This is a genomic window from Mycobacterium bulgaricum (assembly GCF_041287165.2).
Classification (GTDB): domain Bacteria; phylum Actinomycetota; class Actinomycetes; order Mycobacteriales; family Mycobacteriaceae; genus Mycobacterium; species Mycobacterium bulgaricum.
Genome location: NZ_JBGGKV020000017.1, coordinates 23,015 through 34,381 on the forward strand (window position 1 = coordinate 23,015; position 11,367 = coordinate 34,381).

Genomic DNA, 11,367 nt, shown 5'->3' on the forward strand with positions numbered 1-11,367 from the left:
TCACCACCGCCCCGGCCCCGTCTCTCCGATGGAAAGGTAAATCGTTGGACAACCTGCTATTCGGGTTACTGACCGGCAGCATGCTGGCAGTCGCGACGTCGGGGTTCGCGCTGCTACGTAACACCGAGCGATTCCTGCATATCGCGCACGGGCAGTTCATGGCCCTCGGCGCACTCCTGGCCGTCGCGCTCGGCGAGATGCTCGGCCTCGTTGCCGGCATCGCGTTCGCCGTCGGCATCACCTCTGTCCTGGCGGTGATCTCGGGCAAGCTGCTCTTCGATCCGGTCAAGCACCGCGGCGGCAACGTTCTGCTCTTCACGTCTGTCGGCCTGGCATTCGTGACCTACGGCACGATGATCGCGGTCTTCGGCACCGATCTGCGTGTCTTCTCCGTCGAACTGGGCGCGGCCCGCCACATCGGACCTTTCAACGTCGCGCCCGGCGAGATCGTCATGCTGCTCGTCGCGGTCGTCGTCATCGGCGGGCTGTGGCTGCTGTTGGGGCGGACCGGGGTCGGCCGCGACATCCGCGCGGTGGCCTCCAACCGCGAACTTGCCCAGATCCGCGGTGTGGCCATCGGGCGGGTGAGCACGACGGTGTGGGCCATCTCCGGCGGACTCGCCGCGGTCGCGGGAATCATGACCGGCATCCTGGGCTCGGTGTCCACCGAATCCGGTTGGGGCTACATCCTTCTCGTGCTGGCCGCCGCCGTGCTGGGCGGCACGGGCAACATCCTCGGAGTCATCGCAGCAGCGCTCGTTCTCGGAATCGTGATGGACATGAGCGCGCTGGTGATCGATACCGCCTACCGCCCGATCGTCGCGTTCGCCATCCTGATCGGCGTCCTGCTGATCCGGCCGCAGGGTCTCTTCTCGTTCCAGTCGCGTAAGGAGGCCGCAGCATGATCTCCATCGAATTCCTCGTGACGATCGCCACGCTGGCCTTCGTCTTCGCAATGGCGGCACAGCTGCTCAACCTCGAGGCCGCCTGGGGCGGCATGTGGGACCTGGGTATCGCGGGACTCATCGGTGTCGGGGCGTACTCCTATGTCCTGCTGACCACCGCACCCGACGCACTGATGCCCGGCCTCGGTCTGCCCTGGCCGGTCGGCATGCTCGGCGCGGGACTGATCACCGGACTGGTGGCGATCGTGATCGGGTGGCCGGCGTTGCGACTGCGCGGTGAGTACTTCCTCATCACCACCTTCGCGTTCGCCGAGATTCTGCGCCAGATCATCGTCATCCAGCGTGACATCACCGGCGGCACTTTCGGTCTCACCACCATCGTGAAGCCTTTCGAGTTCCAGTTCACCATCGACGGCTATCCCTATGTGCGTCTTGCGATGACGGTTCTGCTCACCGCGGTGGTCTGGCTGGTCTGCTCGCGGATCGCCACGTCCACCTACGGGGCGACGCTCCGCGCGGCCCGTGACAACGAACCGCTGGCGATGGCCATGGGCAAGAAGATCAAGACCCTCCGGCTGTCCACCTACGCGACGGTCGGGCTGATGTGCGGTTTGTTCGTCGGGCCCGCGTATGCCTGGATGCTCGGTGCACTGGTGCCGTCGGTGTTCAGCTCGCATCTGACGTTCACGCTGTGGGCCGGGCTGGTGATCGGTGGTCTCGGCAGCCGGTTCGGGCCGATCGTCGGCGCCCTGCTGCTCACCGGCGTGAGCGAGATGGTGAGGTTGGTCCACGTCCCGCCGGAGCTGGCCAACCTGCATGCCGCGGCGCACCCGATGCTCGTCGGCCTGCTGCTGATCATCGTCTTGCGCTGGCGTCCGGACGGATTGCTCAGCGAGGGTGGAACATTCGCCCGGCTGCGACGGCGTTACACCCGGCCAACGCCGAAACCGGCACAGGGAGTCGGCGACACGGCGACTGCCTCCACTCCGATTCTCACCGGGAGCGCGCATGACCGAAATGCCTGACCTCGAGGTGATCAATGTGAACAAGACATTCGGTGGCGTCCGCGCGCTGCAGGATGTCACCATCACGATCTCGAGCGCCGAGATCACCGCGCTGATCGGACCGAACGGCGCCGGGAAGACCACGCTGTTCAACGTCATCTCGGGCTTCGGGACGCCGTACACCGGCAAGGTCGTCTTCGACGGGCAGGACCTGACCGGGCTGCCGGCCTACAAGGTGGCCCGCGCCGGGCTGGTCCGGACGTTCCAGACGCCGGTCGGGTTCAGCTCGATGACCGTCGTCGAGAACGTCGCCTTGGCGCTGGCCGGCACCGAGCTCGACCACCCGTGGTCGCCGTTCCTCAACTGGCGCAAGGACCGACGGAAGCGGCAGGTGGCCAACGAGGCGGCGTGGGCCCAACTCGCGCAAGCCGATGCGGCGCACCTGGGCGATCGCGCGATGAGCGACCTGTCACCCGGCGATGCCAAATTGGTCGAGATCCTGCGGCAGCTCGCGCTTGCGCCGCGCATGCTGCTTCTCGACGAGCCCGCCGCCGCGATGACGGTCAACCAGATCGACACCCTGTCCGGCATCATTCGCGGAATCGCGGGACGCGGAATCGGCGTCCTGGTCATCGATCACAACCTGAGCTTCGTGCTGGAGCTGGCGGCCAGGGTGCACGTGCTCGAGCACGGTGCCGTCATCGCTTCGGGCACCCCGGAGCAGGTCGGCAACGACCCGAACGTGAAGCGGATCTACCTTGGCGGAGAAGAGGAATCCGATGTTGCTTGAGACTGACGGGTTGAGCACCGGCTATGGTCCGTTGACCGTCGTGCGCGATGCGACCCTCACCGTTGCCGCCGGCGAGATCGTCGCCGTCGTGGGGCCCAACGGCGCGGGTAAGTCCTCGCTCATGAAGTGCATCGCGCGCTCCCTGCCGGTGCAGGGTGGATCGCTGAGATTCGACGGCAAAGACCTCGCGACTGTTCCCCAGAACCACATCGCCGAACTGGGGATCGGCTATGTGCCCCAGCAGGGCAACGTGTTTCCCGAGCTCTCGGTGCAGGAGAACCTCCAGGTCTCGTGCCGGGGAAGCCTCGCCGAAGCCCGGACGATCACGAAAGAGGTTCTGACACAGTTCCCCCGTCTCAACGAACGCATCAAGCAGGCGGCTGCCACGCTGTCGGGCGGAGAACGACAGATGCTCGCGATCGCGTGTGCTCTGGTCAGTTCACCGTCGCTACTGATGCTCGACGAGCCCACGACCGGGCTGGCGCCTCTGATCGTGCGCGAGCGCATCGCGGACATCCAGCGCCTGCGCGACAGGGGCACAGGTGTGTTGTGGATCATCGAGGAACACCCGCGGATCTGCCTGCCGGCCGTGGACAAGGTGCACTTCATGTCCGACGGCACACTCGGTCCGGCCGTCGCCGCGGGCGCGCTGCTCGAAGAGGGCGCGCTCGAAGAGCTCTTCTTCGGCGTCTCGCACTGAGGCCCCGGCACCGTCCCCGGGGGAAGATGGTGCCATGGCCATGCAGTTGAAGCACGAGTTCGTCATCGACGCAGATCCCGAACAGGTGTGGGCTCTGCTGACCGACGTCGAACGGATCGCCCCTCACGTGCCGGGTGGGACGTTCGACAGGGTCGACGGTGACGAGTATGTCGGTGGTCTCAGCATCAAGGTGGGTCCGGTCACCGCGTGCTTCCAGGGCTCGATGTGGTTCACCCACAAAGACGATGCCACGCGGCATGCGGTCATCGCAGCGTCGAGCCGGGGGATCGACGGGCAGGCCGACGCGACGATCCACGCCTGGGTGGAAGCCATCACCCCGGCGCGAACCCGGGTTCTGATCGACACCGACCTCGACATCAACGGGCGCACAGCACAGTTCGGTCGCGGCGCGTTCGCCGACGCCGGTAACCGCCTGCTCGCTCAGTTCGTGGTCGACATCGCGCCTCTGCTCGCCCCACCCGCATCCACCGCCACCAGTTCGGTGCCCGAAGCCGCGGCGGCGGACGGCGCGGACATCGACGTTCAGCCTCGTGTCGGTCCGGTGCTCAAAGAGCGTTACGGGCAGGCTGTTGCCGGGGCATTGATCGGCTTCGTGCTCAGCTGGCTCGCGTTCGGCCGCCACACCATACGACGCCGCCGCGCAGACGAGATCTTCTGGGCCGAAGCCGTTTACCGTGCATCCACGGGACGGTGAATCGGCCCACGCGTGTCGGTGAGCGGATGACCGGTGCCTCCCCATCTGGCCGCGATGATCTGAGCCGCGATACTGATCGCCGTTTCCTCAGGCGTGCGCGCTCCCAGGTCGAGGCCGATCGGGCTCGACAGCCGCGCGAGTTCGTCGTCGCCGAGGCCGGCCTCGCGAAGCCGGACGAGCCTGTCGTCGTGGGTCCGCCGTGAGCCCATCGCTCCGACGTACTCGACGTCGGGGAGGCGTAATGCGACGTCGAGAAGGGGCACGTCGAACTTCGGATCGTGGGTGAGGACGGTGATCACCGTGCGCGGGTCGATGCGTCCGACACGGTGCTCCGTGGCCAGGTAGCGATGCGGCCAGTCGACGACGACCTCGTCGGCTTCCGGGAACCGGGCCCTGGTCGCGAACACCGGTCTGGCGTCGCACACGGTGACGCGGTAGCCCAAGAAGCTACCCACCCGCGCGACCGCCGCAGCGAAATCGATTGCGCCGAAAACGAGCAGCCGGGGTTTGGGCGCGAACGACCAGACGAAGATTTGCATGCCCTCACCCCGGCGCTCGCCGTCCGGACCGTACGTCAGCGTCGCATTGCGACCCGCCGCGAGCAGCCCTGCGGCGTCGGCCGCCACCGCGTCGTCGACGTGGCGGGAACCCAGCGAGCCGATCGCCGCGGCACCGGTGGGCAGGATAAGCCGACGACCCACGCGGGCGCGCTCGGGGTGCGCGATCACGGTTGCCAGAGCCACCGGAGTATCGGCCCTCACCAGGGCCGCGAGCTCGCCGAGTTCGGGGAAGCAGTCGCGATTCACCTTCTCGACGAAGACGTCGAGGATGCCCCCGCACGTCAGCCCGACGGCGAACGCGTCGTCGTCGGACACGCCATAACGCTCGAGGACAGGCTCGCCCGAGGCGACGACGTCACGGGCCGTGTCGTACACCGCACCTTCGACACAACCGCCCGACACCGAGCCGACAGCGGTGCCGTCGGGCCCCACGAGCATCGAGGCGCCCGGCGGACGCGGTGCCGACCTGAACGTCGCGACGACGGTGCCGATCCCGACCGATTCGCCGGCCTCCCACCGCCGTGTCAGGTCGTCGAGCACCTCACGCACGGCGGTCAGCGCCGAAAGACGCCGCCGGCGCTCGGAAGCGAAGTCCCCGGGGGCAATTCGATCTCTTCGACGTCGACACCGGCAGCACGGAGCATGTCGACGTCCGCGGGACAGGGACCTCCGACGCTGACCACACGCTCGCCTCGGTCGGCCGCCACCGCGTGCCAGAAACCGATCTCGATATGGATCGTGTCGCCCGGACCGAATTGCAGCCTCTCGCCGGTGGTCACGTTCTCGGCCGTGCCGCGGCCCTCGAGAATGTGGATCGTGTCCTCGGAGTAGGCGTGTACGTGTTCTCTGTTGCGTTCGCCCGGTTGAAGGACGACGTAGTTCATGTTGGCGGCGACGGCGCCGATGCCCAGCCAGATCACCAGGCGCGCGTCCTGGGAGATGAAAGGCACCAGCAGACCCGGGTTGTCGCGATGGTGCACGGCGATGTCCGGCCAGGTGTCGGTGGCGGCGGCGGGCGAGACGGGAGCGCCGGTGATCGACGACTGCACGGGGCAGGGACCGCCGACGATGCGTGTTCCCGCCGACGCCTCCACGTAATAGGGCGTGCCGGGGCGAACATGCACCATCGACCCGGGAAGAAGGCGTTGCGGGCTTCCGCTCGTTCCGTGGACGACCGAGCCGGCGCCCCCAACGACGTAGTAGGCCGCCTCGGAGGAGTGGCAGAGCGACTGCGAGGCGCCGTCGTCGACGAACTGCAGGTCGTAGAGGCCGCGGCACTCGGCACCCGATCGAGGGCCGACGATTTCGCGCCACGTGCCGCCCGTGAGCAACCCTTGGTCGGGTCCCCATTCGTCGCGGGAAATGACCCTCATTCCCGCAGTCGTCCTCCGCTGTTCAGCCACAATGTAAGCCTAACATTGATTTCAACGCAATCAAACATTTTCTAGGACTGCTGAACCTGCCCGTCCGCCTTCAGTCCTCCGGAGTCGGCCACGCCAGAAGGACGCTCCAAATCCCAAGGCGGCGTTGACCGAACGAGGCCCCGTCGACGCGCGCACCGACGGGTTGCGGGAATCGGCGGTTGTCATCTCCCGCGGCATCTGTCAACCCGTGGTCCGGACCTCTCCGGGGAGGCGTGCTACCGGACCGCGGGCCGTTCATTTAAATTGAATCCTGTTCCGTTCCACTTACTTGACACTGCTGCGGCCGCGAAGGAGAACGCTCGATGGACTCGTCCAGCACCCCGGGTTCCGCGCCGACGGTGCTGTGGCGCCCGGATCCCGGTGATGTCCACGACACCGCCATCGTCCGGTTCGCGCGATGGGCCACGATGTGCCGCGACACTCAGATCGCCGATGAGGTCGATTACGCGGCCCTGCACGCCTGGTCCGTGCGGGACCCGGCGGGCTTCTGGTCGGCAGCGGCCGGGTTCCTGGAGGTCATGTTCCACGACCCTCCGCAGAGCACCCTCGGCAGTACCGAGATGCCCGGCGCGCAGTGGTTTCCCGGGGCGACGCTCAACTATGCCGAGCACGCACTGTCCGATGGTCCCGGCAGACATGATCACGACACCGCCATCGAGTTCGCCCGCGAGGACGGCCTGGAACGCTCCGTCAGCTATGGCGAACTCCGCGATCTGGTCGGGCGGGCGCGCGCCGGCCTGATCGCGGTCGGCGTCGGCCGGGGTGACACGGTCGCCGCCCTGGCGCCCAACAGCATCGAGACACTGGTGATGTTCCTGGCCGCCGCGTCGCTGGGCGCGATCTGGTCGTCATGCTCACCCGACTTCGGACCCCGTGCGGTACTCGACCGGTTCGTCCAGATCGAGCCGAGTGTGCTCCTGGCCGTGGACGGCTATTGCTACGGGGGTAAGAGCTTCGACATCCGGGAGCGGCTCACCGCATTGAAAGATCAGCTGCCGACCGTGCGGACGACGGTCTTCGTTCCGTACCTCGACGCCGCGGCCGAACTGCCCGGTGCAACCAGCTGGGCCGACTTCGTCTCCGGCACGGGCACGCTGGAATTCGACCCGGTGCCGTTCGACCACCCGCTCTGGGTCCTGTACTCGTCGGGCACCACCGGCCTGCCCAAGGGGATCGTGCAGGGGCACGGCGGCATCGTGCTGGAGCACATGAAGGCATTGCGGCTGCAGAGCGACCTCGGACCGGGCGATCGGTTCTTCTGGTTCACCACCACCGGCTGGATGATGTGGAACTTCCTCGTGGGTGGACTGCTGGTGGGTGCGACGGTCGTGCTCTTCGACGGCAGCCCTGGCCATCCGGACCTGGGCGCGCTCTGGTCCCTGGCAGAAAAGCACCGCGTCCGGCTGTTCGGGGTCTCTGCGCCCTACGTCCATGCCTGCATGGATGCCGGAATCAGCCCGGGCGCCACCTACGACCTGTCCGCGATGCGCGCTTTGGGGTCGACGGGTTCGCCGCTGTCGGTCAACGGTTTTCGCTGGATCGGTGAGCACGTCGGAGGACACGTCCAGATCTGCTCGATCTCCGGCGGCACGGACGTGTGCACGGCGTTTCTCGGTGCTGCGCCCACTGTCCCCGTCTGGCTCGGAGAACTGTCCTGCGCCGCCCTCGGCGCCGACGTGCACTCATTCGACGAGGACGGTCGCGACCTTCACGGCGAGGTGGGGGAGTTGGTGCTGACGCAGCCGATGCCGTCCATGCCGGTGAAGTTCTGGAACGACCCCGACGGCACCCGCCTGCGCGCAGCCTACTTCGAGGATTACCCGGGGATCTGGCGCCACGGCGACTGGGTGATCGCCACCGACCGGGGTTCATTCGTCATTCAGGGGCGTTCGGATTCGACGTTGAACCGAGGCGGCGTCCGGATGGGTACCGCCGACTTCTACGCCGTCGTCGAGGGATTCGCCGAGGTCGTCGAGGCGTTGGTCATCGACACGACCGAACTGGGCGACGAATCGGAAGGCGAACTGCTCTGCTTCGTCGTTCTCACCGAGGACGCCGAACTGTCCGCTCTCGAACCCGCATTGCGTTCGGCTTTGCGTCGGGAGTTGTCGCCACGCCACGTCCCTGACAAGTTCATCGAGATCGCGGCCGTTCCCAAGACGCTCAGCGGCAAGAAGTGCGAGGTCCCGGTGAAGAAGATCCTCGCGGGCAAGGACCCGGAGAAGGCCGTCAGCAAGGAGGCCCTGCAGGACCCCGACGCCATCACGCCGTTTCTCGCGTTGGCGTCGAAGAGGTGACCGCGCGCGCCGTCGGGTGCGAGGCGGTGCTGTTCGATCTCGACGACACCCTGCTCGATCACCGCGGCGCCGCCAAGGATGCGCTTCGGGCCTGGGCCGTCCAGGCGGGCCTCACCATGGCTGCCGACGAACTCGCCACCGCCTGGCAGCTTCACGAGCGGCACTACTACGACAGATATCAGCGGGGGGAACTCAGCAAGACCCAGCAGCGTCGCGCCCGGGTGCGCGAGATCCTGCGACCCGTGGAGTTGAGCGACGAGGACGCCGACGGCATGTTCGAGGCGTACTGGCGTCTCTACCGCGGTGCGTGGCGGGCGTTTCCTGATGCCGAGGGCGCGGTTCGGCGCGCCGTGCACGCGGGCCTGCGCGTGGGTCTGCTGACCAACGGCGACGCAAGGGACCAGCGGCGTAAGGTCGAGGCGACCTTCCTGGCCGGGTTCGGGCTGCCCATGTTCGCCTCGTCGGAACTCCCGGGCGCGAAACCAGACCGGCGTGCCTTCGAATTCGCCTGTCGTGCATTGTCAGTAGTCCCCGCACGTTGCCTCATGGTCGGCGACTCCCTGCTCAACGACATCGAGGGGGCACTCAACGCGGGCCTACCCGCGGTACTGCTCGACAGGTACGGACCCGCGCGACCCGCGCCCGAGGAGTACGGGCTGATCCGTTCGTTGGACGAACTTCGTTTCGGCGGATCTGTTGCGGTGTAGATCACACTCGCTTAAAATTCAAGGAAATTGAATTCCGCGGTGTTTTCGGCCCGCGCTGACGGATTGTCTGTAACCACACTGAAACTCGGGGGGCTGCCGGCTTCGCGCTCTCCGGATCCGGAGCACTGCAGGCTGAGACCGGTGGTGCAGGGAGGTGAGAGAGATGCGGGTGGTTCCGCGATTCGCGCTGTTTCGCCGTGGATTGATCGACGGCGGGGACTGGCGGCTGATACGCAGGCCCGGCCACCCCGCAGATCCCTTTCCCACAGACCTTTCCCGCTGAACGGAGCTCAACCCATGGCACAGCAGGCACTCGCCGCCTTCTGGCATCCCATCGCCACCGTCGAGGATGTGACCGACCAACCGAAGCGATTCGAGGTGCTCGACGACTATGTCGTCGCCTTCCGCGATGAGTTCGGTGTGGCCGCTTTCCGCGACCTCTGCATCCACCGAGGGGCGGCCCTGTCCCTCGGTTGGGTGCGCAACGGCAATCTCGTGTGCCCGTACCACGGATGGCGATACGACCGCACAGGTGCGTGTGTGCGGATCCCGTCACGCCCCGTCGACTCGTCGATCCCGTCGTCTGCCAAGGCACAGGCCTACCGGGTACGCGAGAAATACGGTCTCGTCTGGGTGGCGATGGAGGAGCCGCGTGACGAGATACCCCTGTTCCCGAACGACATCTACGGCCTGCCCGGGTGGAAGTCCTTCATCTCTTATCGCGCGGTGTGGAACACCTCCGCCGCTCGTGCGGTGGAGAACTTCATGGACTTCTCCCATTTCCCCTATGTCCACGAGGGGCTGCTCGGAACCGAGGACACTGCCGAGATCGCCCCGTACACGGTCGAAAATCTAGACAACGGACTGCATTACTGGCTGGAACAGGAAGAGCCCAGCGACCTCTACGGTGCCGGCGGCAGCCAGAAGGTCCGCTACGAATACACGTTGGTGGTGCCCTTCACGATCCATCTGAAGAAGATCGAGATCGGGACGGGTCGCGAGACGATCATCACGCAGTTCACCCTGCCGCGCACCGAGACGACGACCGAACTCTTCGTGTTCATCGTGCGCAACCATTCGCTGGACGCACCCGACAGCACGTTCGGCGATTTCACGACGACGATCATGAAGCAGGACAGGACCATCGTGGAGAGTCAACGACCCGAGAAGCTTCCGGACTCGTTGCGCGAAGAGCTCCACATCAAGGTGCCTGACGCCGCGAGTCTGCTGTACCGGCAGCGGTTGTCGGCGCTGGCCGAAGTCGAGGCGTTCGGCCCCTACGGCGCCTGAGACGCCGAGCGACAGCGGAGGTGCGGTTTGTGCGTTTTGCGGTAGCCGAGAGGCGGGTTGGTCCTCGAAATCGACCGGCAGTGCGTTGCTGCCGGCGTATTTCGATGGCGGGGCTCCCGATCGGCAACGATTTCAGGTGGGTGTCACCCGATCGAATGGCATGCAAGTCGGGGTGGTTCACGTACGCTGAAACAGTTTTCCGCCCAACAAGCCCATCGGAGAGCCCTCATGACGCGTTCGCGAACTGCTGCACCTGCCGGTAGGCGCACCGCCGCGGCGACCACAGGAGTGGGGAAAACAGCGAAGACGGACAAGAATCGGGCACCGGGAAAGACGCCCAAGCGCAACGGCGACACACCCGCGGCCACCGCCGGGGCGCCCGACCGCGATTCCGATGCGGCTGAACAGACCATGATGCTCGTGGGCGCCCGGATCCGGGCCATGCGACTCCGGCAGCAGCTGACGCTCCGAGATGTCGCGGAACGCACCGGGGTGAGCGTGTCGATGCTGAGCATGCTGGAGCGGGGTGTGTCGACCGCCTCGGTGGGCACACTGGTGGCGGTCGCGTCGGCCCTCGGCGTCCACATGTACGACCTGTTCGCGCACAAGGACGGTGCGGACGGTTCGCCGGTGACCAGGCTCGCCGAGCAGACGGTGGTGCGAATGGGGGAGGGCACCACCCGCCGCGTGGCACACAACGACGCCGCCGCGGGTCTGGAGCTGGCGGTCAACGAATACGAACTGGGCGGCGCCAGCGGCCCTTCTGCCACCCATCACGACGGCCGGGAGTTCGGTGTGCTGATCTCCGGGCAGCTGACCATCGAGCTCGACGGGCAGAGTCATGTGCTGGAGCCCGGCGACGTGATCGCCTACTCCTCGGAGCGCCCGCACCGCATCGCCAACACCGGCGACGAACGTGCCGTCGCGGTGTGGGTGAACGTCGACGAGAGCTGATGCGGTCTTTCAACTCCACTT

The 11,367-nt window shown here is 66.5% G+C and carries 11 protein-coding genes; 9 read left to right on the forward strand and 2 right to left on the reverse strand.

Going from position 1 to position 11,367, the window contains the following annotated elements:
• Positions 1 to 44 precede the first annotated feature (44 nt).
• From ACAG24_RS27235 to ACAG24_RS27255, 5 genes are read left to right on the forward strand one after another with little or no spacing between them, the layout of a single operon-like run.
• A complete protein-coding gene (locus tag ACAG24_RS27235; RefSeq protein ID WP_370475842.1) occupies positions 45 to 905 on the forward strand; it encodes a branched-chain amino acid ABC transporter permease in 861 nt (286 codons plus the stop codon).
• Complete coding sequence (locus ACAG24_RS27240; protein WP_370475843.1) at positions 902 to 1,930, forward strand: branched-chain amino acid ABC transporter permease; 1,029 nt, start codon at positions 902 to 904, stop codon at positions 1,928 to 1,930. The genes ACAG24_RS27235 and ACAG24_RS27240 overlap by 4 nt, the downstream gene beginning before the upstream one ends.
• Complete coding sequence (locus ACAG24_RS27245) at positions 1,914 to 2,699, forward strand: ABC transporter ATP-binding protein (RefSeq protein WP_370475844.1); 786 nt, start codon at positions 1,914 to 1,916, stop codon at positions 2,697 to 2,699. Before ACAG24_RS27240 ends, ACAG24_RS27245 begins: the two co-directional genes overlap by 17 nt.
• On the forward strand, positions 2,689 to 3,399 hold the full coding sequence (locus tag ACAG24_RS27250; RefSeq protein WP_370475845.1) for an ABC transporter ATP-binding protein: 711 nt from the start codon (positions 2,689 to 2,691) through the stop codon (positions 3,397 to 3,399). The genes ACAG24_RS27245 and ACAG24_RS27250 overlap by 11 nt, the downstream gene beginning before the upstream one ends.
• Before the next feature lie 34 nt (positions 3,400 to 3,433).
• Complete coding sequence (locus ACAG24_RS27255) at positions 3,434 to 4,114, forward strand: SRPBCC family protein (RefSeq protein WP_370475846.1); 681 nt, start codon at positions 3,434 to 3,436, stop codon at positions 4,112 to 4,114.
• Here ACAG24_RS27255 and ACAG24_RS27260 read toward each other — a convergent pair.
• Both ACAG24_RS27260 and ACAG24_RS27265 read right to left on the reverse strand, forming a co-directional pair.
• Positions 4,090 to 5,223 carry an XdhC family protein gene (locus ACAG24_RS27260; RefSeq protein WP_370475847.1) on the reverse strand — a complete coding sequence of 378 codons (1,134 nt, stop codon included), beginning with the start codon at positions 5,221 to 5,223 and terminating at the stop codon, positions 4,090 to 4,092. The genes ACAG24_RS27255 and ACAG24_RS27260 overlap by 25 nt on opposite strands.
• A gap of 5 nt (positions 5,224 to 5,228) precedes the next feature.
• Positions 5,229 to 6,047: a cupin domain-containing protein gene (locus ACAG24_RS27265; protein WP_370475848.1), complete on the reverse strand. Its 819-nt coding sequence runs from the start codon at positions 6,045 to 6,047 to the stop codon at positions 5,229 to 5,231.
• Between the two features lie 353 nt (positions 6,048 to 6,400).
• Between ACAG24_RS27265 and ACAG24_RS27270 the strand changes: the two genes are divergently transcribed.
• From ACAG24_RS27270 to ACAG24_RS27285, 4 genes are all read left to right on the forward strand, one after another.
• Entirely contained in the window at positions 6,401 to 8,395 is a 1,995-nt protein-coding gene (locus ACAG24_RS27270) for an acetoacetate--CoA ligase (RefSeq protein WP_370475849.1), read from the forward strand.
• A complete protein-coding gene (locus ACAG24_RS27275; RefSeq protein WP_370475850.1) occupies positions 8,392 to 9,102 on the forward strand; it encodes an HAD family hydrolase in 711 nt (236 codons plus the stop codon). Before ACAG24_RS27270 ends, ACAG24_RS27275 begins: the two co-directional genes overlap by 4 nt.
• A gap of 297 nt (positions 9,103 to 9,399) precedes the next feature.
• Positions 9,400 to 10,392 carry an aromatic ring-hydroxylating dioxygenase subunit alpha gene (locus ACAG24_RS27280; RefSeq protein ID WP_370475851.1) on the forward strand — a complete coding sequence of 331 codons (993 nt, stop codon included), beginning with the start codon at positions 9,400 to 9,402 and terminating at the stop codon, positions 10,390 to 10,392.
• 228 nt (positions 10,393 to 10,620) lie between these two features.
• Entirely contained in the window at positions 10,621 to 11,346 is a 726-nt protein-coding gene (locus ACAG24_RS27285; protein WP_370475852.1) for a cupin domain-containing protein, read from the forward strand.
• Positions 11,347 to 11,367: the final 21 nt, after the last annotated feature.